This window comes from Bergeyella porcorum, assembly GCF_042427575.1.
GTDB lineage: Bacteria > Bacteroidota > Bacteroidia > Flavobacteriales > Weeksellaceae > Bergeyella > Bergeyella porcorum.
The window spans coordinates 229,068-251,138 of the sequence record NZ_JBHMFD010000012.1; the positions used below are offsets into that span (position 1 = coordinate 229,068).

At 38.3% G+C, this 22,071-nt stretch carries 23 protein-coding genes and 1 tRNA gene; 12 read left to right on the forward strand and 12 right to left on the reverse strand.

Features of this window, described 5'->3' with window-relative positions:
- Window positions 1–8: 8 nt before the first annotated feature.
- The 6 genes from ACFFUE_RS07750 to rbfA form a co-directional block, all read right to left on the reverse strand.
- Entirely contained in the window at window positions 9–467 is a 459-nt protein-coding gene (locus ACFFUE_RS07750; RefSeq protein WP_376834171.1) for a YciI family protein, read from the reverse strand.
- Between the two features lie 81 nt (window positions 468–548).
- A complete protein-coding gene (locus ACFFUE_RS07755) occupies window positions 549–2,387 on the reverse strand; it encodes a DUF349 domain-containing protein (protein ID WP_376834173.1) in 1,839 nt (612 codons plus the stop codon).
- A gap of 106 nt (window positions 2,388–2,493) precedes the next feature.
- Window positions 2,494–3,225 carry a shikimate dehydrogenase family protein gene (locus tag ACFFUE_RS07760; RefSeq protein ID WP_376834176.1) on the reverse strand — a complete coding sequence of 244 codons (732 nt, stop codon included), beginning with the start codon at window positions 3,223–3,225 and terminating at the stop codon, window positions 2,494–2,496.
- A gap of 62 nt (window positions 3,226–3,287) precedes the next feature.
- Window positions 3,288–5,057 (reverse strand): endonuclease, encoded by a 1,770-nt coding sequence (locus ACFFUE_RS07765; RefSeq protein WP_376834178.1) that lies wholly within the window; start codon window positions 5,055–5,057, stop codon window positions 3,288–3,290.
- A 68-nt stretch (window positions 5,058–5,125) separates the two neighbouring features.
- On the reverse strand, window positions 5,126–6,328 hold the full coding sequence (locus ACFFUE_RS07770; protein ID WP_376834180.1) for an ABC transporter permease: 1,203 nt from the start codon (window positions 6,326–6,328) through the stop codon (window positions 5,126–5,128).
- A 9-nt stretch (window positions 6,329–6,337) separates the two neighbouring features.
- On the reverse strand, window positions 6,338–6,700 hold the full coding sequence (gene rbfA / locus ACFFUE_RS07775) for a 30S ribosome-binding factor RbfA (RefSeq protein ID WP_376834182.1): 363 nt from the start codon (window positions 6,698–6,700) through the stop codon (window positions 6,338–6,340).
- A gap of 61 nt (window positions 6,701–6,761) precedes the next feature.
- Here rbfA and mce point away from each other — a divergent pair, with 61 nt between their 5' ends.
- The 3 genes from mce (at window position 6,762) to ACFFUE_RS07790 (ending at window position 8,038) form a co-directional block, all read left to right on the forward strand.
- Window positions 6,762–7,160 (forward strand): methylmalonyl-CoA epimerase, encoded by a 399-nt coding sequence (mce, locus tag ACFFUE_RS07780; RefSeq protein ID WP_327984158.1) that lies wholly within the window; start codon window positions 6,762–6,764, stop codon window positions 7,158–7,160.
- A 65-nt stretch (window positions 7,161–7,225) separates the two neighbouring features.
- Window positions 7,226–7,299, forward strand: a tRNA-Ile gene (locus ACFFUE_RS07785).
- Between the two features lie 151 nt (window positions 7,300–7,450).
- Window positions 7,451–8,038, forward strand: a complete 588-nt coding sequence (locus ACFFUE_RS07790; RefSeq protein ID WP_376834185.1) for a murein L,D-transpeptidase catalytic domain-containing protein — start codon at window positions 7,451–7,453, stop codon at window positions 8,036–8,038.
- A gap of 353 nt (window positions 8,039–8,391) precedes the next feature.
- Here the strand turns inward: ACFFUE_RS07790 and ACFFUE_RS07795 are convergent, their stop codons facing one another.
- Window positions 8,392–8,841, reverse strand: a complete 450-nt coding sequence (locus ACFFUE_RS07795) for a lipocalin family protein (RefSeq protein WP_376834187.1) — start codon at window positions 8,839–8,841, stop codon at window positions 8,392–8,394.
- A gap of 413 nt (window positions 8,842–9,254) precedes the next feature.
- Here ACFFUE_RS07795 and ACFFUE_RS07800 point away from each other — a divergent pair, with 413 nt between their 5' ends.
- The 7 genes from ACFFUE_RS07800 (at window position 9,255) to ACFFUE_RS07830 (ending at window position 15,675) form a co-directional block, all read left to right on the forward strand.
- A complete protein-coding gene (locus ACFFUE_RS07800) occupies window positions 9,255–10,652 on the forward strand; it encodes a TolC family protein (RefSeq protein ID WP_376834189.1) in 1,398 nt (465 codons plus the stop codon).
- Between the two features lie 28 nt (window positions 10,653–10,680).
- Entirely contained in the window at window positions 10,681–11,640 is a 960-nt protein-coding gene (locus ACFFUE_RS07805; protein WP_376834190.1) for an HlyD family secretion protein, read from the forward strand.
- Window positions 11,641–11,764: 124 nt separating this feature from the next.
- Complete coding sequence (locus tag ACFFUE_RS07810; protein ID WP_376834191.1) at window positions 11,765–12,952, forward strand: ABC transporter permease; 1,188 nt, start codon at window positions 11,765–11,767, stop codon at window positions 12,950–12,952.
- A gap of 598 nt (window positions 12,953–13,550) precedes the next feature.
- Window positions 13,551–14,111, forward strand: coding sequence for a Crp/Fnr family transcriptional regulator (locus ACFFUE_RS07815; protein WP_376834193.1), 561 nt, complete (start codon window positions 13,551–13,553; stop codon window positions 14,109–14,111).
- Window positions 14,112–14,150: 39 nt separating this feature from the next.
- On the forward strand, window positions 14,151–14,720 hold the full coding sequence (locus tag ACFFUE_RS07820) for a hypothetical protein (RefSeq protein WP_376834195.1): 570 nt from the start codon (window positions 14,151–14,153) through the stop codon (window positions 14,718–14,720).
- Window positions 14,721–14,837: 117 nt separating this feature from the next.
- On the forward strand, window positions 14,838–15,206 hold the full coding sequence (locus tag ACFFUE_RS07825) for a hypothetical protein (RefSeq protein ID WP_376834197.1): 369 nt from the start codon (window positions 14,838–14,840) through the stop codon (window positions 15,204–15,206).
- 25 nt (window positions 15,207–15,231) lie between these two features.
- On the forward strand, window positions 15,232–15,675 hold the full coding sequence (locus ACFFUE_RS07830) for a VOC family protein (RefSeq protein ID WP_376834199.1): 444 nt from the start codon (window positions 15,232–15,234) through the stop codon (window positions 15,673–15,675).
- A gap of 55 nt (window positions 15,676–15,730) precedes the next feature.
- Here the strand turns inward: ACFFUE_RS07830 and ACFFUE_RS07835 are convergent, their stop codons facing one another.
- From ACFFUE_RS07835 to ACFFUE_RS07855, 5 genes are all read right to left on the reverse strand, one after another.
- Window positions 15,731–16,729, reverse strand: coding sequence for a glycosyltransferase family 2 protein (locus tag ACFFUE_RS07835; protein ID WP_376834201.1), 999 nt, complete (start codon window positions 16,727–16,729; stop codon window positions 15,731–15,733).
- Window positions 16,730–16,794: 65 nt separating this feature from the next.
- Complete coding sequence (locus ACFFUE_RS07840; RefSeq protein ID WP_376834203.1) at window positions 16,795–17,955, reverse strand: THUMP domain-containing class I SAM-dependent RNA methyltransferase; 1,161 nt, start codon at window positions 17,953–17,955, stop codon at window positions 16,795–16,797.
- Window positions 17,956–17,976: 21 nt separating this feature from the next.
- A complete protein-coding gene (locus tag ACFFUE_RS07845) occupies window positions 17,977–18,330 on the reverse strand; it encodes a DUF2200 domain-containing protein (RefSeq protein ID WP_376834205.1) in 354 nt (117 codons plus the stop codon).
- Between the two features lie 44 nt (window positions 18,331–18,374).
- Complete coding sequence (locus ACFFUE_RS07850) at window positions 18,375–19,280, reverse strand: mechanosensitive ion channel family protein (RefSeq protein ID WP_376834207.1); 906 nt, start codon at window positions 19,278–19,280, stop codon at window positions 18,375–18,377.
- A 4-nt stretch (window positions 19,281–19,284) separates the two neighbouring features.
- Window positions 19,285–20,562 (reverse strand): DUF389 domain-containing protein, encoded by a 1,278-nt coding sequence (locus ACFFUE_RS07855; RefSeq protein WP_376834209.1) that lies wholly within the window; start codon window positions 20,560–20,562, stop codon window positions 19,285–19,287.
- Window positions 20,563–20,638: 76 nt separating this feature from the next.
- Here ACFFUE_RS07855 and ACFFUE_RS07860 point away from each other — a divergent pair, with 76 nt between their 5' ends.
- Window positions 20,639–21,379, forward strand: coding sequence for an SAM-dependent methyltransferase (locus ACFFUE_RS07860; protein ID WP_376834211.1), 741 nt, complete (start codon window positions 20,639–20,641; stop codon window positions 21,377–21,379).
- Entirely contained in the window at window positions 21,379–22,068 is a 690-nt protein-coding gene (locus tag ACFFUE_RS07865; protein WP_376834300.1) for a ZIP family metal transporter, read from the forward strand. The genes ACFFUE_RS07860 and ACFFUE_RS07865 overlap by 1 nt, the downstream gene beginning before the upstream one ends.
- Window positions 22,069–22,071: the final 3 nt, after the last annotated feature.

A 22,071-nucleotide genomic window follows, 5' to 3' on the forward strand; every position in this document is an offset into this window, starting at 1 on the left:
ATGTATCTTTATGGTTTGTTTTTCCATATTTTATCCGATGCAGGGAGGTATTCTGGCAGAGCGGCAGAGCCGTACCAAGTGAAGATATCATAATCCAGCAGTTTGTTTTTGATGGCAGGGTCTGTATTTAAAATTTCGTGAGCTTGGTCTATATGTTTAATTTTATCTAGAATGAAAATACCACGATATTCGTTCTTGTTTTTGCTTAAAGGTCCAGCTACAATCAGTTTACCTTCTTTTGCTAGTCTATTAATATTATCAAGATGTCCACGGAAATTACTATTGATAAGTTGCTTATCCGAAGTTTTGTTGCTGCCTGTTTTTAGAATTACCAAAAAATAATTTTTCATTCCATAGGCATCAGCATCAAGTTGTTCCGCTAATGCTTGATTGTAATTAGGATTTGGAGTTTCTTGTCCGAAGAAGAAGTTGGCAAAAGCTAATGTAATGAGGTACAAGTATTTCATAATAGTAGAAATTAAATCAACCCTTTCAAAAGGTTATTTTGAAAGGGTTATTTGGATTGATTTTCATTAATAAACTTAAAATTACTCTCCTGCAATGATTTGATGCAAGGCAATTCTAAGCGTTTCCAGCTGGGCTTTCTTTTCATCAATCTTACTGTAAGTATCAGCTAAGAGAGGATTTTCACGAGATGGGTTGCTGAAAAAGCCGAGGTTGTTTTCCAAGGTGGTAATTTCCGCTTCCAAATCGGTGATTTGATTTTTAATTTTTCTTGCCTTATCGGTGATTTGACTTTCAGAGAGGTTTTCATCTTTGAGGTCAAACTCGGTGGCTTTATTCAGTTTTAATTTTTCTTTTAAGGTTTTATTAAACTCAGTATTGATGCCTATTTTATCCTTTGGAACTTTTCCTATGGCGTTCCATTGGGCTTTGATGTGGTCTATCTTTTCAAGGCTGTTATCATCTTTACCAATGGTTTTTAGCTCTTCCAAAAGGGCTTTTTTCTGTTTAAAATTCTCTTTCCAATTGTCCCCCGAAGTGGCATTCTTACTTCTATAATTGTCAAAAAAAGTATTGCACGCATCGCGGAACTCGCACCAGATTTTATTGGCTTGGTTTCTTGGTACGTGTCCTATGTTTTTCCAATCGTCTTGAAGTTTTTTGAAGAGTGGCACCATTGTATCCCAATCTTCAGAGTGCATATTGTCTTTGGCTACTTCTATCAGTTTGCTTTTCTCTACAAGGTTAGAGATTTGATTGCCTTTTAGGTTTTTGTAGAAGTTGTTTTTAGTGGTATTAAAGTTTCTCAAAGTTTGTTTGAAATCATTCCAGTTTTGGGTAGAAACCTTTCTTGGAACGCTTCCTGTTTTCAGGAACTCGCTACGCAATTCTTCCACTTTCTTGATGGCATTTTGCCAGAAATTATGGTTAGGCTCTTTATCAGGCGTTGTAAATTGCTTGATTTTCTCTATGATTTGATTTTTCTTTTCCCAATTGGCGTTGAGTTCCTTCTCTATTGCGGCATTAAGTTCAGATTTTCTCTCGTGGATTTTATTGGAAATTTCTTTAAACTCTTCCCAAGTCTTATCTCTAAACTCTTCTGCTACGGGTTCTGCTTCTTCCTTCCAAAGTTTGTGGAGGTATTGCAACTCGTTCAATGCTTTTTGAACAGGTTCATTGATAAGGGCTTTGGCTCGCTCTATAATGTGTTGTCTTTTTTCAAGATTGTGTGCGTATTCTTGTTCTAGGTAGTCCTTATTAAGATCTAGTATGGCATAGAACTGATTGAGATGGTGGAAGTAGTCGTTATTCAAAATTTTGAATTTAGCTTTTGCTACTTGCCCTGCATTAGCCCACGCTTCTTTTATAGCTCTAATTTCTTTGAAGTAATTGATGCCTGGCTCTGTATTGGTATAGAGGTGTTTCAGGCGTTCTATGATGTCTTGTCTCTCTGTGAGATTTTCAGCTTGTTGCTCTTCTTGCAGTTTGAGGAAGTCATCGTGTTTTTCTTTGAAAATATGGATAAGCCCCGATAGTTTTGAAAGTAGCGGATGCTCCCATTGAAAGTGTTCTTCAGTGTTGCCAGCTTCTACAAAATCGTGTTTCTTATCCTCGGTTTCTTCGTGGATTTTTTGGGTAGCCAGATGTTTCAGTTGGTTGAATAGTTTGTATTGTTCCCCTGCATTCTCGGTATTGATGATGCGTTCCATCTCGGCAACCACCTGCTCTACAGAGCGGGTATCGGTGGTATGGTCCAGCGTTTCTTCCTCTTCCTCTGTATGGTCGGTAGTATAGGACTCCACCACAGGAGAGGCAGGTTCAGCATTGTTTTTTTTGGAATGTTCTACCGCATTTTGAGGTTGGCTTTCTGCGGTTTTGGGTTGTAATTCTTGGCTTTCAGGATTAGAGTGTTCCGTAATCATAGCAACTTAATTTTAAGTTCTCGTTTCAGTTCAAATATCGGTGCAAACTTAGGTTTGCTAAAAATCGCAATAAATATAAAGATTTTATTTTAAACCTACCAAAAAATCATTTAAAATTCCAAATTTCCCAAGCTTTTTCTGCTTGTTGCTCTAGCATAAAGAAACCATTGCAGCATTTTGCACCTTGCTGTGCGGCTCTCAGGAGAAATTCGGTCTGATTGGGATTGTAGATTAAATCTATCACCAGATGCTGGTGGGTAAGTTGTTCAAAAGGGAAGTGGAGACAGTCTTTTACATTGGGAAAAGTGCCTACAGGTGTACATTGTATAATGATGGGGCTAGTGGCTACCCACTCTTTGGGGAGGGTTTCAAAATTAGGTTCAGAGGTTCTGGTAACGACACGGAGAGGGATTTTATGTTTCTCCAAAACAAACTTCACCGCTTTGGCTGCTCCGCCGTTTCCTAAAATTAAAGCTTGGGTATGAGTCTCTTTTTTGTGCAAGAGTAAGGTTTGTTCAAATCCGAAAGCATCGGTATTATAACCAATGCGTTTGCCGTTTTTGATGAGCACTGTATTTACAGCTTGGATGTATTGGGCTTCTTCATTGAGCTCATCTAAGTAAGGGATAATCTGCTCCTTGTATGGAATGGTAACATTGAAGCCTTTGAGCGTAGGGTCTTTTAGTAGATTTTGAATTTCGTCTATGGATGGTAAATCAAAGGTATGGTAGCTGTGATTTTTAAGGAATAGTTTTCTGAATTTTTCGGTGAAATATTTTTCAGAAAAGGAGTACGAGATATTTTTTCCTATCAATCCGAATTTTATGATGTCTTCCATATTGTACGGGTATTGCTAAAAAATGGCCGAAGCAAACTTCGACCATTTCCTTATTTAAGTAATTATTCTATGATGAATTTCGCAGTGCTATTGCCTGCTTTCAAGATGTAAACGCCTTTTTGAAGTTGTTTCACTTGGATAGCATTGTTAGATTTTGATGCCTTGTCCACAGTCTGAACTAGCTGTCCTGCGGTATTGTAGATTTCCACTTTTACCGTTTCCTGAAGCCCAGATAGATAAAGTGTTCCGTTTTTTACGGGATTAGGCGTGATGCTCAGTTTCTTATAATTGCTTACTTCATTGGTGCTTAGGTTATTATAGCAAGTCCAAGAAAGGTCGTCCAAAGAAACGCGTTCTTTTGTTGAGGTGTTTTTCAACTCTAATGTGAAGTTTCCTTCTACATTAATGTTTTCTAAACGCTGGGTAGTAGCCGTTGCATTATAGTCTAAGAAACCTTTGGATACACCATTGACTAAAACTTCAAATCTTCCTGATGAGCCACTAAATTCTCTTTTTAAAACCACGGAAAGCGAACCAATACCTCCAGAAATATTAGAAGATGTAAGTGAACCATTTCTAATGGTAATGGCCCTTCCATTGATGCTAAGGTCTGTTCTGGCATCTGTAGCAGTCCAAGTGATATTGTTATTGCTCCAAGTTCTGGTGGTATAGCTAGAATTGACAGTTGGGATAGTTTCAAAATTTTCTGTGCCACAAGTAGCTGTGGTAGGAGGAACTGGCGTTCCTGCCAATGTAGTGGCTGTTACAGCATTACTGAATGATGAAATATTACCCGCTGCATCTTTTGCTCTTACCTTGAAAGTGTATGAGGTTTGTGGTGATAGTCCTGTTACATTATAGCTGGGTTGTGCAGAAGTGCCTTTCAGAACATCATCTACAAAAATGTCATAGACTAAAACAGCTACATTATCCGTAGAAGCAGTCCAATTAAGCTGAACGGATGAAGAGGAGATAATATTGGTGGCTAGATTGGTAGGGATAGATGGCGCTTCGGTATCGTTAGAAGAATTGCCCCATACCAATGCGACAAACTCTGGGTGGTCTACATAAGGATTTCTATTCCCTTGAAAATTGTATCCTGCATTATTTCTTACACGCTCTCTTTCGGAAACAGGGTCTTGAGCGTTCCACTGAAGGAGCATCGGTAGAGCCCAATTGCTCACCCCTGGATAGGCTTGATTTCCAAACATTGCAAAAGAAACGCCACCTAGATTTTTCTCATATCGCGTAGCGAAATAAAGTATAATTCTGGCAACATCACCTTTAAACTCATCAATAGGTTCAAACATTGTTCCGCTATAGCCGCTAACATCAGAAGCTCCTATTTTAGAACCATTACGAGAGGTCCAAGTTGCATTTTTTACATTACCAAAAACATAACTTTTTCTTTGGTTGTTTACATAGCCATCTGTAGGAATTACTTGATAGAAATCGTTTTTCATAATTCCCAAGTTCAATGTACTTTGAGGAACCATATGCTCACGATTGAAGCAATCGCCTTCACCACCATAGTTTCCGCATCTAGGACCGCTTGGGCGGAAGTTATAAGGGTCAGCACCACTAGGATTTTCTGAATAAATGTCTAAGATGGTACCATCATTTTCATAAAAATTATCAATATCTCCCGCTGCGTAGCCCGTATAGAGAGCACCATAGCCTCGGTCTCTATGACCACTGGTGATGATTTCGCTAAGTTTTGTTTTTAGAGTAGCTCCTGTAAGTCCGTCGGTACCATTATAATAGCCCGCTGGAGTCTGAGCGAAAATCTGAAATCCCAAGAGGGACAACATTAAAAAAGATAATTTCTTCATTCTATTATAAATTTGAAATAGGAGGACAAAGTTACAATAGAAAAATGACTTGAAAGCTAAATTTAATGTTAAAAAATATGAGATTTGTTCACCTTTGAGAATATCCAAGAAACTAAAATACCAAATGCTAAAGCTAAACAAGCAACAATGCAGTAGTTAAACACGGTGATTTTTACAGGGAAAGGTAGATTAACCCCCGCCTGGAAAAGGTTGGTCTGTATCTGAAAATAGCACATTAGGGTTCCAATTACCAATCCCAATACAATCCCAGTGAATACAATGAGAATCCCTGTATAGAAATAAATATTGCGAAGCCTTCTGATGGGAAAGCCTAATGAAATCAGAGATTTGGCTTGTTCTTTTTTATCCAGCTGAAGGATGATGATGGCACCAGCAAGGTTGAAAGTTGTGATGAAAATTACCAAAGCAAAAATGAAGTAAATCATCAGTTTTTCGGTGTTAATCATTTTCCAAAATGCGGCATTTTCTTCTGCCTTGGTTTTGATGATGTAGTCTTTGCCCAGTTTTTCGGAGAGTACTTTTTGTACTTTATCGGTATCCTTAGTATTTTTTAGTTTGATAACAATTTGATAAGCCTCTTTTTTTTGCAGGTGAAGTAGCTCTTGGGCAAGTTCTAGCGGTGCGATGATGTAGTTGCTAAGTTGCTCATTATTGGGGGCAAAAACTCCCGTAGCGTAGATGTCTTTTTTGGTGAAAATATCAGTTTCAGAAGAGATGATGCCTGTGCCTGCTTTGGGCATATAGAGAACGGCTGCATCTATACTATCGCCTACGGGAAGAGAAAGGCGACTGCTGAGTCCGTTTTCTACAATGACTTCGTTACTGTATTCAAAACCGGGATAGCTACCGAAAAAAATACTTTTATCAATAGGATTAACCTGTGTGTATGCAGAATCTACCCCTCTTAGGTAAGCAATCTCTCCCACATCCCCATAGTTGATATAGACTTTTTCTTCAATAATTTTTGAAAAGTTTTGAATTTCGTCTTGCTGTTTCAGTTGCAGGGTGAGTCGGTCTATGTTTTTAAGGCTTTTCCCTGAATTGCTGTATATGGTAAGGTCTGCGTGGAGGTTGGCAATCATTTCCTTGTTCATATCTTCTAAACCAGAGAATACCGAAATGATGATGAACATTGCCGCTACAGCAGTAGTCATAGCAAAGGCTGCCAGCCAAGTGATAAAGGTAACTGCAGAGCTTCCTTTCTTGGCGAGTAAATATCTTTTGGCGATGTAAAATGCTGTATTGCCCACAGAATAAAATTATAGAATAGGATTATCCCCGAGTCCTTTCAGCTCTCGTTCCAATTTCTCTACATCATCTAAAGTGGTATCCAGATAAAACTGCAAGTCTGGAATGATGCGTACTTGTTTTGCCATTTTCTGACCAATGAAGTGGCGGTATTGGGATTTATGAGCTTCTATCTCTTTCATAATAGGCTGGCGAAACTCCTGTGGGAAGATGCTGAGGTAGATTTTAGCAATCCCCAAATCGGCGGTTACCTTCACATCAGAAACGCTCACAAGAAAGTTTTGTGGGCTATCTGCGGCTTGCTTACGAAAAAGCTCGGCAAAATCTTCGTGGATAATTTGTGCTACTTTTCTTTGTCTATTGCTTTCATTCATACTGCAAATTTAGTATTTTTGTTTTAATCTATTATTTAAATCTTAAAATATTGATTTCATTATGAAAATAGAACATTTGGGCATTGCTGTAAAATCTTTAGGTTTTTCAGATGATTTGTTTGAAAGACTTTTGGGAAAGCCAAATTATAAACAAGAAACAGTGGAAAGGGAAGGGGTAACGACTTCTTTCTACGAAGTGGGAGAAAGTAAGATAGAACTTTTGGAAGCCACGAAGGAAGATAGTCCCATCGCTAAGTTTATAGAGAAGCGAGGGGAAGGTATTCACCATATTGCCTTTGGGGTGGAAAATCTTTTGGAAGAAATTGATAGACTGAAAAAAAATGGTTTTGAATTTATCTCCGAAGAGCCCAAGGAAGGTGCTGATAATAAGATGGTTGTTTTTCTACATCCTAAGACTACGAATGGTGTGCTGGTAGAACTTTGTCAAGAAAAGCCATAAAATATTTTGTAATTCACGAAAAAGTATTATTTTTGCAAACCAATTGTAAGGAACTAAAAGTTTCTGGTCCTATAGCTCAGTTGGTTAGAGCACCTGACTCATAATCAGGTGGTCCCTGGTTCGAGCCCAGGTGGGACCACGGTTTTTAATCCATTCGTAGAAATACGGATGGATTTTTTTGTTTTTATAATGCTGAATTGAAACGGACTCTAAGTTTTGCAACCTTGCAATTTGGTATGGGATTGGGGAAAGCTGTTTATCTTTGTAGCATCAAAATCAAACGACTAACTATGCAAAAAACCATCATATTTCTTATTACTTTATTGTTGTTTTCAGGTTGCAAGAGGAGGGAAGTATATCCAGAGCCAGAGAGGGATTACACCACTTTTACGCAGGAAGCCAAGCAGTTTGCACAGTACAACAGGCTTTCTAATGAGTTTTATATTTTGGTGGATATGTCTGTGCATTCTGGGAAGAAGCGGATGTTTGTTATCAATTTTGCAGATGGCAGCATTAGGGACGCTTTTCTCACCACTCACGGTATGGGCTGTGGCTCTTCTGATGGTGATGTGAGGTTTAGCAATACCCCAGAAAGCCATTGCTCTTCCAAAGGGAAATATATCTTGGGTACGCAAAAAGTATATAGCCCAGGCTACCGATACAAGTATATAATGTATGGCAAAGAGGCGAGCAATAGCAATGCAGTGGTGAGAAATGTAGTGTTTCACCCTTGGAGCATTGTCCCCGATGAGGAAACTTATCCCAATGGCATTGCCCAAAGCTGGGGGTGTCCCGCTGTTTCAGAAAAGGCTTTTAATACAATAGATGGTTATCTTCAAAGTACCAACGGAAGGGTATTGCTTTGGATTATAGATTAGTTCTGTCTAAAATCAAATAGTTTTTTTGAAAAAAAATATTTTTTAGGGTATTATTTTGTTAATTTTTATGAAAATCTAACATAGTTATATCTGAATAAAAACCCCGAAGTTTCCCCCGTGATGAAACGGCAAAAAATCATTTGCCCGAAGCTTCCCCCGCAGTGAAATGAGGTTTGAGCAATTCCCCGAAGCTTCCCCCGAGGTGAAATGAGCTTTGGGAAATTCCCCGAAGCTTCCCCCGCAGTGAAATGAGCTTTGAGCAATTTCCCGAAGTTTCCCCCGAAGTAAAACGGCTAATAGAAAATAAAAAACCACGAGCCAACGCCCGTGGTAAATATCAATTGAGATGGATATTATCTTGTGAAGACATAAGTATGAATGTCGTCTACACCATCATTGTTATAATCATAGTTTTCAACCACAACCTCCAATTCTTTATCAGTAAGTTTTAGAACATCTGTAGTGGCATCATCATTACTTGAAGTAATGGATAGTTTTTTGGTAGTAGCATCGTAAGAATAAATACCCGTCTCAGTGCCGTCTTCTACGCAGGTATTATTACTGTCCGTATAGAAAGTATAGGATGTTTTTTTATCAGAAGTAAAAACCATAGTGCCTTTAGCTTCACAGGCAGTTGCTGGTTCCTCACTAATGATAGTTTTTTTGTCTTTTCCACTATAGACAACATATTTACTATATTTCCAAGTTCCTACAATAGAAGGCTCTGTAGTGGTGTTGTCATCATCTCTTTTACACGCTGTAAGGCTGAGGGCAGCCATAGAAAATAAAATTAAATTTCTCATTTGTTAAATATTTAAAACTTTTTGCAAACTAAATAAAAAAAACTCAATCTTGCAAGAGAAAAGTTTATAATAAAGCGAATTTTTAAGAAATACCATTTAGATGAATCTAAAACCAATAGATAAAAGCTTTATTTTTCTGAAGCAGATCATTGAAAAATAATAGACTTTTAGCAGAATGCTTTTGGATTTAGCTCAAATTACTTTTTCACCTTTTAATTTTCAATAGGGTCGGGTTTTAACCCGACTTTTGATATGGTTTTTCCTAAAAGGCTTTAGCCAAATTAAAAAAAATCTTGCAGATACCCCATTTCGTATGGTAAATGAAATTATTGCTTACTTAATGTTTTTTTTGACAAATGTCAAAGGATGGCGTGGCGTAAAGAAAGACCTTTGTGGCTTTAAATCCATCAACAATGAAAATACAGCATATTATTGCAGGGATATCGCTCTGTTTGCCCACATTAAGCTGGGCACAGGCCGCTCCTACGCTCCAAGAGTTGATAGAGAGTGCAATGCACATAGACTACAATCTACAACAGAAGAGGTTGGAAAATGAAAAAACAAAACTGAATGATGAACAACTGAAAGATATATTTTTACCCAAATTAGAAGTTTCAGGGAAGGCAGGCTATCTTTATGCTCAGACTCATTTTTCTACACCACAATTTGCAATTCCCTCTTTGCTCAATCTTACACCAGCGATTGCCATCCCTGAGCAAAACAATAGACTAGACCTCTCTGGCATTTCCACAATGGCAAAAGCAGAGGCCTCTATGTTGCTCTATTCTGGCGGAAAAGTGAAATATCTCCAAGAAGCCAACCGAGAGAAAAGCCTTTCAGAAGAAGCAATGATGGAGAAAAATAGAGATGAAATCATTACTTCCATTTCTAAGGCCTATGACCAATTTGCCCTGATGCATCAGTCTAAAACGGTTTTAGACCAAGCTAAAAAACGCCTTGAAATTAACAAAAAAACAGCAGAAAAGGCTCTGGGATACGGACTGATAACCCCCTATGATTACAAGAAAATAGAACTTGCACAGGCTACCTTAGATTCAAAGATTGTAGAATACGAAGGAAAGAAGCGTCTGCTCATCACGCAATTGCATATTCTCTCTGGGCTATCCCCCGAAAGAATAGAGAGAATAGAACCACAGCTAATACCGATACAATATGAAGTAACGGAAAACAATATCTCACAAAGAGCGGAAATAAAAGCTTTAAGCCACGGTATCAAAGCCACAGAATATAAAATAAAAGCTGAAGAACGCTGGTGGATTCCTAAGGTTGTCGCTCAATCTTCACTCAGCTATATAGGTTTGTATGAAAATCATCTTAAAACTTCTAAGGCTTTAATTCCTAATACCAATACCACGCTCAATATCAACCCTTCCAATCTTAATGTCTTGCCACTGTTCCAAATAGGGGTAGGCTTTAAATGGGAAATATTGGATGGTAATGAAGGTAAGCACGCCATAGAAAATGCGAAGATAGACCGAGAAATTTTAGAAGCTAAAAAGGCAGAAGCTACCCGATTGTTAAAATTGAATTTAGCCAACAATCAATCTCAATATGATATTGCCACTGCACAGATTCTACTGAAGCGAAAAGCCAAAGAAATTGCTCAGAAAGCCTTGGATAATGTAGAAAAAGAATTCCGCTACGGCACCAAAAAATCATTAGACTTGATAGAAGCCGAAAACGACCTCCAAACTGCTGAATTGGAATATGAAACGGCTATCTTTAACCAAAGAAGAGCTGCCATAGAACTGATGAAATCTACACAAAATCTAAATATTGAAAATTTGTAAAACCTTTATGATTAATAATTTTATTGAAATGAAAACTCTATACAAAACCATAGCTACCACTGCATTATTCACTACGCTTATAGGTTGTAACAACGCCCAACCCGAAAAACCTATGGAAGGAAAAGTGAAAAAAGAAACCCTTGCATTTTCTCCAAAAGTTACAGGAAGAATTTTAGAAATAAAAGTAAAAGAAGGGGATATTGTAAAGAAAGGCGATACTCTTGCCATCTTAGATGTACCAGAGGTGTACGCTAAAATAGCACAAGCTAAAGGAGCAACAGAAGCCGCAAGAGCTCAAACGCAAATGGCAAAAAACGGAGCTACTGCCGACCAGCTTACTCAGCTTAGAGCTAAGCAAAAAGGATTACAAGAGCAGTATAACTATGCTCAAAAATCGTTGACCCGAGCAGGAAATATGTTCCGAGATAGTCTGATGTCGCCTCAAGCGTATGATGAAGTTTTTGCTAAATACCAAGGTGCAAAAGCCCAGCTGGATGCCGTGAATGCTGAGCTAAACGATGTGCTAAAAGGAACACGACCAGAAAAAATAGGAATGGCAGAAGGGCAACAAAACCAAGCAATGGGAGCCTTGCAAGAAGCTAATATTGCCTACTCAGAACGCTATATCATTGCGACTAACGATATGGAAATAGAAACCATTGCCCTGAATGTAGGCGAGTTGGCCACCGCAGGATATCCGTTATTTTCAGGGTATATCCCAGGGACTACCTATTTCAGATTTACCATTCCGGAAAGTAAAATTGCTCAATATCCTAAGGGAAGCATCGTGAATATGCAGGTGGTATATAATCAGCAGATGCTGAAAGGTAAAGTAACCACCATAAAACAACTCACTAAATATGCAGATATTACCACCGCTTTCCCAGATTATCAGATGGAAGAGGCTGTCTATGAAATTAAAGTAATACCTGCCGATAGCAAGGCTACACAGAATATCTTAGTGAATGCCAATGTGATTTTAAAATAATTGCTCAGGTTCGCTATCATAAAACAACCTTAGTAAAGAGGGAAAACTACCTTATCATTAGTAATAAAGATGATAACCTTTAAGGTAAAACGCCCTATTATTATCTTAATTTTAATCTGAATCAATGAAACATTTCTTATATCTCATCAAGCGAGAATTTCGTCTATTTTTGAAAAACTCTACCTTGCGAAGTGTCTTTCTTTTAGCTCCTTTGGTATATGCCCTCATCATCGGGTTTACTTATCAGAAAGGAAAAACCGAAAATCTCCCCATTATAGTCATCAATCAAGACCATACGCCTCTTGCCAATCAAGTGGTAGAAATGCTACGAGACAACAAGACTATAACGGTTTTGGAATATCCGCAGGAGCCAGCCAGCATAAAAGATGAAGTCATCAGAACGGGAGCCGCAGCGGTGGTAATACTACCTTCCAGATTTGAAGCCGATATCCTGCAAAAGAAATATCCCGAAGTGAATGTCTATATCAATACTTCTAACATTATGACTGCCAACTTTGCCAGCAAGGCAATACAAGTAACGCTGGGAACGCTCTCTGCAGGAATGGAAATCAAAACCCTTCAGCGGAGAGGGATGACTGCCGAGATAGCGAAAACCCAGTATGAACCCTTCAAGGCAAATTATATTACCTTATTCAATACCACCAGCAATTATCTCTACTTTATGTGGCCTGCGATGATGGCGGTAGTCTTGCAGCAAGTGATTTTATTGGCTATGGCAGTGAGCTTTGCGGCAGAGTTTGAACGGGAAAACTTCATTAGAGATTTTGCAGGAAAAGAGAAATATGCCGTACTGGTGATGCTGGTGAAAAACTTGCCTATATGGGTATTTTCTACCACCAATATCATCCTATTTTATCTGATAGGCAGGCACTTTATGATTCCTATGCCAGAGGAATGGCTTTATTTCATCGTGATTACAGGTTTGTTTGTAGTAGCGTGTAGCAATCTTGGAGTGATGGTAAGCATTATTCTCCCCGATGCTTTGAAGGTTACCCAAATACTGATGGTGATAGCCTCTCCTGCTTTCTTAATAAGTGGCTACACTTGGCCGCGAGATGCAATGCCAGAGCTTATCCGATGGACTACCGATATTATCCCACTTACGCCCTATCTGGAAGCAATGAAAATCCTAGTGATAGAGAAAGGTAATACCGCACTTACACAGCCTTATCTCATACATTTATTGGTTTTAGCTGTTGTATATTTTGTGATAGGCTGGGTAGTTTTGAAATTTAAAATCCATCGCCTTTTCAGAGAATACCATTTGAGCGAAGCTGAAACTAATGAATAAGCCTCTCATTTTTCCGAAATAAATAAAGGAAATCTAATAGACTTTTAGCGGAATCTTTTTAAATTAGCCTAAATTGCTGAGTAGAAAAGATGACCTTTTGTTTCAAATAGTTAGAAAGAAGTTTGTAATTTTCAATACCATCTTTTAATGTTCTAGCCTTTTAACATAAGCATTCAATTTTCAATAGGGTCGGGTTTTAACCCGACTTTTGATATAGTTTTTCCTAAAAGGCTTTAGCCCAATTAAAAAAAATACTGCATAATCTGGGTTTATAACAGAGGATGCAAGGGGTGTTACGAGAAGCTTTACGATTCTTAGCGTTCTTAGCAGTTGATAACAGATGAACCATCACTTTTTGTTACTTTATAGAACCTATTGAGAGCTTTAGATTAAAGGTTTCAGAAAAACTCACTGAAGATTTTTCCAAAACTCACGGGAGATTTTCCAAAAACTCACGGGAGATTTTTCCAAAACTTACTGAAGATTTTTTTTGAACTCACAGAAGAGTTATCAGACCAATACATTTTATTGTATAAATCGTTGCTTACCGCCTGCTGCGTAATTTATTGTAATTTCTTATTTTCGCAAAAAAAGCGAAATGAAATTGTTGGAAGTCTTTTCAAGACACTTTAAAATAGATGCTGAAATAGAACGATTCTTGGTAGAAAATACACAAACCCAATCTTTCCCAAAGGGCACACTGCTCAGTCAGCAAGCAACATATAACAAAACGGTTTTCTTTATGGAAAGCGGTTTAGCAAGGATGTTTTATAATGAAAATGGGAAAGATATTACCGCTAATTTCTACCCCGAAGAGAAAATTTTCGCCAATATAGATACTATTTTCACACAGCAAGCAACCCGCTACAACATAGAAACTGTGGAGCATAGTACCATTACCTACTTCAACTATGAGAAGCTAGAAGAGCTGTGTGCCATCTCTTTACCTGCAGCCAATTTGAGTCGATATATTTTAGGAAACTTAATAACGCAGATGTCTAAAAGAGTAGCATCTTTACAATTTAAGACAGCAAAAGAAAAGTATGCACAGCTATTGGAAGAAAACCCTAATATCATCCTAAGAGCCCCGCTGGGAATGGTGGCATCTTACCTTGGAATATCACAAGAAACCCTCAGTAGAATCCGAGCAGAACGATAGAGGGAAAGCAAAGGAATTAACTTTTAAAAAATATAGATTATGAACAAAATAGCAGTTTTAGTGGCGATGTTGAGTTTTGGATTTTCATTGTCGCAAGACCTTACGGGCAGTCAGAAATTTTGGAATAACCTGAAAAAACATTGCGGAAAATCTTATGAAGGCACCATCACGGCAGGAAGCCGAGAGGGAGATGGCTTTACGGGAAAGAAATTGGTAATGCAGGTTTTGTCTTGTGAGGAGCATCGCATTCGCATTCCATTTTATGTGGGAGAAGACCAGTCTAGAACTTGGGTGCTTACGAAGAATGAGGAACATATCCTCCGCCTAAAGCACGATCATAGGCACGAAGATGGCACGGAAGACAAGGTAACGCAATACGGCGGGGAAAATACCAATCACGGTTTTGAAAACTTGCAGATGTTCCCAGCGGATAGGGAAACGGCTACTAGAATTCCTTACGCTTCTAGCAATGTTTGGTGGATGTCGTTAGACGATAAAATTTTTACCTATAACCTTCGCCGTGTGGGGAGCGACCGCGTGTTTACCGTGTCTTTTGACCTTTCAAAACCTATTGATTTCAATAAAAAGCCTTGGGGCTGGAAAGAATAAATGAGAGAGAATCTTGTAAAGAATGGAAATAAAGTCAGTTCCAAGCGTAGTGTTTGGCTGTATATACTCATATTATTTTGTGTATTGACCTTTTACATTAGTGTAAATGGTTTATATTTGTATGATTTTAAGAAGGCAGGATTTAAGGAGTGGTTGATTATCCTTGTAGTTTTATTTTCGGGATTTTTCTTTTTACCTTATACAGTGTATAAAAAGCTAATAAGAATTTCAGTAGATGAACATAAGGTTTATCTATCCAATCTATTTCACAAGAGAACTATTTTGATTAAAGACTTATTATTAGAAGAAAAGTATCAGTTTACCCGATATGGAGCTTCTGGGGAATATTTCATAATGAAGGACGCTGAAAATGGTAAGGAATATAAGATAGAAAAATTTAGCATCAGGAATTATGATGAGATATTAGGCTTTATAAAACAACAGATAAACTCAGTGAATAGAGAAAACACAAGTGATTTAAAATAATTGATTCAATACTAATTTTATATTTATGGCGACAGTCAACATTTATTTGAACTTTGAAGGAAATTGCGAAGAGGCATTTTCTTTCTATGCAGAGGCATTCGGGGTAACCAATGTGGTGTGGAATAGGTTTGCAGATATGCCACCATCACCAGAGTTTCCTATTTCTGAAGAGATGAAACAGAAAATAATGCACGTTTCTCTTCCTATTTCATCAGAAACCCTATTGATGGGTAGTGATGTAATGCCAGGGATGAATCCATTGCAGAAAGGAGACAATTTCTCTATTTCCGTAGGTGTGGATTCTCGTGAAGAAGCAGACACTTTGTTTACAAAACTATCAGCAGGGGGCGAGGTTACAATGCCATTGCAAGATACTTTTTGGGGAGCCTACTTCGGAATGTGGGTGGACAAGTTCGGTATCCAATGGATGATTAACTATGATGATGCTGAAAAAGTGCAACCACATTAATAGTCTTTCTTAATATCTAATAGAAAAACCGCTTGCAATGAGCGGTTTTATCTTTCTATATATCTTTATGAAAATGGCTTGGGAAAGCATCTTCTGGTTTTTTTCTAAGGATATTGAGCATTATCCAAGATTGCAAAAATCCATAGCCATAGGAAAACAATTGGATGAAAGAGGCAATAACAGCCATCCCTGCAATGCTGATGTTTTTGGTCTTCCATAGAGAATGAAAGAAAACCAAAAAGGTGTATAGCCCATAAAGTGCCATCACAAAACCTTTCTGAAAGATAAAATATTCTATAAACCCGAGAACATAGCCAATGAGAAATAGAGATGGAAACGCAAAGGTAAGCTTCACATAGTTGGGGTGCCGTTGATTGAGAATTGGGCGAGCAACACCAAACTGATACACTTGCTTAGAAAATTTTCCAAAATCTGTTCTCCGCTTGTGATACACGCCAATATCATCAAAGAAAGCCGTAGTAAAGCCGTGTTCCCAAAGCGTCATAGAGAGGTCTGGGTCTTCACCTATTCTCATCTCTGAGAAACCACCTACTTTTTCAAATGCTATTTTTCTTACGCCCATATTAAAACTTCTGGGTTGGAATTTTGACACAGATTTTTTGCTTCCCCGTATGCCACCAGTGGTAAAAACTGAAGTCATAGCATAGGAAATGGCTTTTTGCATTAGGTTAAATCCTTTGTGGGCTTTGTCGGCACCACCAAAGGCATCACAAGGGATTAGTGCAATATTCTTCTTGATGTTGGCTACATAATCTTGTTCCACAATCACATCACTGTCCACAAAGACCAGCCATTCGCCTTTTGCTCTTCTGGCACCATAATTTCTGGAAAGCCCAGGACCAGAGTTGTCTTTTCGGAATAGTTGGATGTTGAGCCTATCTTGAAAAAGCTCTACTGTAGGGCGTAGTGCCACTTGCGAACCATCATCTACCACAATGATTTCAAAGTCTTTATCCGTTTGCAAGGATAAGGATTGTAGCAGTTCAAAAAGTTCATCTTTACGATTATAAATGGCGATAATGATTGAAAGCATTTGTTAATGGTTAATTATTAATTATTAATGGTTAATTGTTACATTGTTAAATTGTTACATTATAGCTAACCATTATTCTCATTTTTCTTCTTTGTTCCTTCGTACATTTCGTACTGTAAAAATCGGGTTTCCAATTTTCCGTTAAAGAGTTTTATTTTTCGGCTTGGGCGAAGTCCTATTTTTTTGGCGGCTTCCAAATCTGAAGAGATGAGCCAAGCCAAGGTATTAGGATATTGATTTTTGAAAGTATCGCCTATCTTCTTATAAAAATCCTCTTGTCGTATTGCAATTCTCTCATCGTAAGGCGGGTTAAACACCATCAGTAGAGGGAAATGTTCCTTTTTACTTTCAAAGAAATTTTGTTTTTTCACTTGGATAATGTCCTCCATCTCGGCAGACTCTATATTGATTCCGGCAGCATTCAGCATTCGCAGGTCGATATCGTAGCCAATGATTTTCCCCGTAAATTCTTTCACTCTATTGATGCGAACTTCCTTTATTTTCTTGAACAAAGCCTCATCATAGTTGTTCCAATTTTGGAAAGCGAATTTTTTTCGGAAAATCTGTGCGGGGAGTTCCATTGCTATCATTGCAGCTTCTATCAGTAGAGTTCCCGAGCCACACATTGGGTCTAAGAAATTGCCTTTGCCATCCCAACCCGCCAGCTGAAGCATTCCTGCAGCCAAGACTTCATTAATGGGAGCTTCGCCCTGCTCCTTGCGGTATCCTCTTTTAAATAAAGGCTCTCCCGAGGAATCTAGAGCAATGGTGACAAAATCCCTATCAATATGGAGGTTGAATTTGATATCTGGATTTTTGGCATCTACATTGGGACGCTGGCGGTATTTGTTTCTGAAGAAATCCACAATGGCATCTTTCATTTTCAGGGTCATAAACTGTGAATGGGTAAATCGCTCAGAGTGTATCGTGGCATCTATGGCAAAGGATTGGGTTACCTTCATCACGCTGTCCCAAGGAAATCTTACGAGTTTGTCATAAAATTTATGTTCATTAAAGGCTTTAAACTCATAGATAGGTACCAATATTTTCACGGCGGTACGGGCAGAGTAGTTGATTTTATAAAGGAAGCCAAGGTCGCCTTCGCAGTTTACAGCACGGTTTTTTACTTCTACATTTTTGCCACCTAGTTTTTTTATTTCTTCTGCTAAAACGGTTTCTAGTCCGTAGAATGTTTTGATTTGGATATTAAGTTCGTTGTTGTTCATTATTTTTTAAGTTTTGGGAATTTATCGCAAAATTTTTTCCATTTTCTTTCCTTTGGCAAGTTCGTCGATGAGTTTATCCAAGTAGCGAACTTTTTGCGTAAGCGGATTTTCGATGTCCTCTACGCGATAGCCACAGATAACGCCTTTTATCAAATGAGCATTGGGGTGCAACTGGGCTTGGGCAAAAAATTCTGCAAAAGTAGCTTTTTCACTTATCAATTGTTGGATTTTAGCATCGTCAAAGCCTGTAAGCCAGGTGATGACTTGGTGCAATTCTTCTTGTGTTCTGCCTTTTTTCTCCACCTTGGCTACATAGTGCGGATACACCGATGCAAAGGTCATTTGGGCAATTCGTTGGTGGTGGTCTGTGGTCATATTGAATATCCGTTAAGATGTTTTTTACTATTTCGTTTATATCTTTACTCCTTTGCGGTTTGGGGTTGTTTTTGCTCGTGGAGGTGTAGCCCAGAGCGGATGTGGATGTCTCGCTGAGGATATGGGATTTCGATGTTGTTTTTCTCAAATTCTTTAAAGAGGATATAGTACAATTCACTTTTCAGAATAGCAGGTTTTTGAATAAAGTTGGAGGTCCAAACCACCAGTTCGAAGTTTAGCGAATTGTCGCCATATTCGGTAAATAGAAGCAATGGAGCAGGTTCTTTTAGAATGCCATCGTGCTGATTGGCAATTTGCAATACAATATTTCTTATTTTTTCGGGGTTTTCTTTATACGCTACGCTAATGGGATAGTGAAAGCGAACTTTCCTATCAGTGTGCGACCAATTGGTGACATTATCATTGATAAACTTAGAATTGGGCACGATGATAGAGATATTGTCATTGGTCACTATGGTGGTAGAACGCATAGAAATGGCTACCACATCACCAGAAACATCACCTACTTGAATGCGGTCACCTATCTTTATCGGTCGTTCAAAAAGGATGATGATGCCCGATACAAAATTGTTCGTGATGTTTTGCAAACCAAACCCGAGACCAACTCCTAATGCTCCTAATAGCCAACTGAAGGCTCCTAAATCAAACCCTGCAGATTTGAAAATGAATAAAAAACCAAAGAGCAAAAGCATATAGCGAACGATGCTCACAATGGCAGCTCGTGTTCCTGTTTCGGTAATTTTGTTGAAGAGAATTTTGCTGTCTAAAAAGCGTGTAAACCGCTTGGTAATGTAAAAGAGCAATACCGTAGCCACAACGAGATAGAGCAGCGTCAGCAGTGTGAATTTACTGCCTTGTACATCAAAAACAACGAAGTTCATCACCCCTTTTATGTGGTCTAGAAGTTCGGCAAAGGTTTTATCGTTCATAAAATTATTTTTTTAAAATGATGAGATGCTCGTTGTTGAATTGCATTTTCAGCCATTGTTCCAACTTTTGAGTATCCAAAGGTTTTTCTGAAGAATAAATCACCACGGGATACATCTGCACAGAATCTTTCTTGGCATAGTCTGTTGCAGTGGCAAAGGTAATGTCTTTAATTTCGGGAAACAAAATTTTTACTTCTTTGTCTAATTGGTGAGACCCTATTTGGTATTGCTCCAACTCACGCATTAGCGTATTGATTTTGATATCTTGAGCAGAAAGCGTATTGGATTTTTGAATCTCGGAAAGGATTTCCTCTTTCAGATTAGAGGTATTTTGCTTGATATTGAGCTGGGTATCCGCAAGCCCTACATCCAAAAGGTCTTTGTGGAGTTTTTGGATTTCAATGCTATCAAATTTTTTGGTTAAAAATGCCAATTCAATGCTTTTGGGCGTTGCGTTGTAGTTGATTTTTTTATAAATCACCGTGTAGCCATTGTCGGTAAATTTATTTTTAATGAATTGTTCCACCTTTTGATGGTATTCCTTTTCCTTGAGTAGATTGTATGCCAAATAAGCACTCGGAATAATCATCAGAAAAACGGCTACAGATATAAAACTTTTGACTTTTTTGTCGAAAGATTGGTTTTCGGTAGTGATGGGTTTATATTTCAGATATTTGATGATGGCAAAAGTGGAAATGGCAATGAAAAAACAATTGATGCTGTACAAATAAAACGCCCCGATGACAAACTTGAAATTGAAAGTAGCCAAGCCAAACCCCACCGTACAAAGCGGTGGCATAAGTGCGGTGGCAATTGCTACTCCTGGTATGGGATTTCCTTTTTCGGTTCTCGTCATAGAAATAGCACCTACAATGCCTCCAAAAAAAGCAATAAGAACATCGTAAATAGTAGGCGATGTGCGTGCTAAAAGCTCGGATTCGGCTTCTTTAAAAGGACTTAGATAAAAGTAAATACCAGAAACCAATAGCGAAACCACGGTGGCAATTAAAAGGTTTTTTGCAGAGCGTTTTAGCAGTGTCAAATCGTAAGTCGCCAAAGCAAAACCCGCACCTACAATAGGGCCCATCAGTGGTGAAATAAGCATCGCCCCGATGATAACAGCCGTAGAATTGACATTCAGCCCTATGGAAGCAATGAGAATAGCACAGGCTAAAATCCAAAGATTTGCCCCGCGAAAGGAAATGCTTCCAATGATGTTTTCCTTTACTTTTTCTGGTTTTTCTTCACCTATATGAAGACTGAAAAGTTGTTTAAAGTTCATAACGATTTACATTTTAGACGTTGCACGGATGTTGTTCTTGGTGCAAATAATCCACAAATTTAGTTATTTTTGCACTATGGAGTGGTTTAAATCGTGGTTTAATACACCATATTATTTTATTCTCTATAAAAATAGAGACTTTTCTGAAGCGGAAGAATTTATAAAACGATTGGTTTTGGATTTAGATTTGAAGGCTGGTGCAGAGGTCATCGATTTGGCCTGTGGTAAGGGGAGGCATTCGGTGTATCTTAATAAAATAGGTTACAATGTTTTAGGATTAGACTTATCAGAAGAGAGCATTGCTCATAATAAGGGCTTTGAAGTGAAGACGGAGCCTTGGCTGAGGTTTGATGTACACGATATGCGAGACAGAATCCAAGGCAAACCGGTAGATGCAGTATTTAATCTGTTCACGAGTTTTGGCTTTTTTGATGATGAAAAAGATGATGCCAAAGTGTTTCATTCTGTAAGCGAAGCCTTGAAAACAGAGGGCTTGTTTGTATTAGATTTTTTGAATGAACGCTTTGTTGCCAATACATTACAACAAGAAACCGAAGTGGAGCGAGAGGGTATTACCTTTAAAATCGATAAAAAAATCGAAGGGAAATATGTGGTGAAAGACATTCGGTTTTCTGATGCAGGTGAAGATTTTCATTTTTATGAAAAGGTAAAATTGCATACTTTGGAAGAAATTCATCAGTTGGCAAAGGCTAATGGCTTTCAGCGAGTGAAGCTCTACGGGGATTATCAGCTTTCTTCTTTTGATTTGGAAACCTCGCCAAGGTGCATCAGTGTATTTAAAAAAATAAAAGAATGATTATAGTACTTTTACTCATATTGAGTGTTTTTGTGGGGGTATTGCTGGGGAAATTTTTTGGAACGAAACAGACTTTTGCCAAATATCTTCTCATCATCAGTGCAGGGTTTCTCATTACCATTTGCCTTAATGAAATTTTTCCGCAGGTCTATCATACACACGACCATAGCATAGGGCTGTGGGTGATAGGTGGTGTACTGTTGCAGATGTTGCTGGAAAATCTCACCAAAGGTTTTGAACACGGGCATATCCATCATCATAATGATGCGGGGATTATCCCAATGGCACTGATAGTGGGAATGTTTATCCACGCCTTTATAGAGGGTATTCCTTTAGCTAATGAAACCGATGTGCAGTCGCCATATTTACAAGGGATACTCATACACAATCTGCCTATTTCCTTTGTATTGGGAGCGTTTTTATTTAAAAATAAAAAGATGTCATCTATCTCGTGGTTGGTAATAGGCTTGTTTGCAGCGGCTTCTCCTTTGGGAATGCTTTTGGGGCAGTATTTAGAGCCAGGTTTGCAGCCTTATTTCTTAGCCATTGTAGGAGGGATTTTCTTGCATATTTCTTCCGTCATTATCTTTGAAAGTAATAAAAACCACAATACCGATTGGACTAAAATAGCCTTGGTAATTCTAGGTGTAGCCTTGGCAATGTTTGGACATACATTTCATCATCATTAGCAT

Coding starts and splice junctions, on each gene's coding strand:
- ACFFUE_RS07750 (WP_376834171.1), bottom strand. CDS start 467: ATGAAATACTTGTACCTCATTACATTAGCTTTTGCCAACTTCTTCTTC.
- ACFFUE_RS07755 (WP_376834173.1), bottom strand. CDS start 2,387: ATGATTACGGAACACTCTAATCCTGAAAGCCAAGAATTACAACCCAAA.
- ACFFUE_RS07760 (WP_376834176.1), bottom strand. CDS start 3,225: ATGGAAGACATCATAAAATTCGGATTGATAGGAAAAAATATCTCGTAC.
- ACFFUE_RS07765 (WP_376834178.1), bottom strand. CDS start 5,057: ATGAAGAAATTATCTTTTTTAATGTTGTCCCTCTTGGGATTTCAGATT.
- rbfA (WP_376834182.1), bottom strand. CDS start 6,700: ATGAATGAAAGCAATAGACAAAGAAAAGTAGCACAAATTATCCACGAA.
- mce (WP_327984158.1), top strand. CDS start 6,762: ATGAAAATAGAACATTTGGGCATTGCTGTAAAATCTTTAGGTTTTTCA.
- ACFFUE_RS07790 (WP_376834185.1), top strand. CDS start 7,451: ATGCAAAAAACCATCATATTTCTTATTACTTTATTGTTGTTTTCAGGT.
- ACFFUE_RS07795 (WP_376834187.1), bottom strand. CDS start 8,841: ATGAGAAATTTAATTTTATTTTCTATGGCTGCCCTCAGCCTTACAGCG.
- ACFFUE_RS07800 (WP_376834189.1), top strand. CDS start 9,255: ATGAAAATACAGCATATTATTGCAGGGATATCGCTCTGTTTGCCCACA.
- ACFFUE_RS07805 (WP_376834190.1), top strand. CDS start 10,681: ATGAAAACTCTATACAAAACCATAGCTACCACTGCATTATTCACTACG.
- ACFFUE_RS07810 (WP_376834191.1), top strand. CDS start 11,765: ATGAAACATTTCTTATATCTCATCAAGCGAGAATTTCGTCTATTTTTG.
- ACFFUE_RS07815 (WP_376834193.1), top strand. CDS start 13,551: ATGAAATTGTTGGAAGTCTTTTCAAGACACTTTAAAATAGATGCTGAA.
- ACFFUE_RS07820 (WP_376834195.1), top strand. CDS start 14,151: ATGAACAAAATAGCAGTTTTAGTGGCGATGTTGAGTTTTGGATTTTCA.
- ACFFUE_RS07830 (WP_376834199.1), top strand. CDS start 15,232: ATGGCGACAGTCAACATTTATTTGAACTTTGAAGGAAATTGCGAAGAG.
- ACFFUE_RS07835 (WP_376834201.1), bottom strand. CDS start 16,729: ATGCTTTCAATCATTATCGCCATTTATAATCGTAAAGATGAACTTTTT.
- ACFFUE_RS07840 (WP_376834203.1), bottom strand. CDS start 17,955: ATGAACAACAACGAACTTAATATCCAAATCAAAACATTCTACGGACTA.
- ACFFUE_RS07845 (WP_376834205.1), bottom strand. CDS start 18,330: ATGACCACAGACCACCACCAACGAATTGCCCAAATGACCTTTGCATCG.
- ACFFUE_RS07850 (WP_376834207.1), bottom strand. CDS start 19,280: ATGAACGATAAAACCTTTGCCGAACTTCTAGACCACATAAAAGGGGTG.
- ACFFUE_RS07855 (WP_376834209.1), bottom strand. CDS start 20,562: ATGAACTTTAAACAACTTTTCAGTCTTCATATAGGTGAAGAAAAACCA.
- ACFFUE_RS07860 (WP_376834211.1), top strand. CDS start 20,639: ATGGAGTGGTTTAAATCGTGGTTTAATACACCATATTATTTTATTCTC.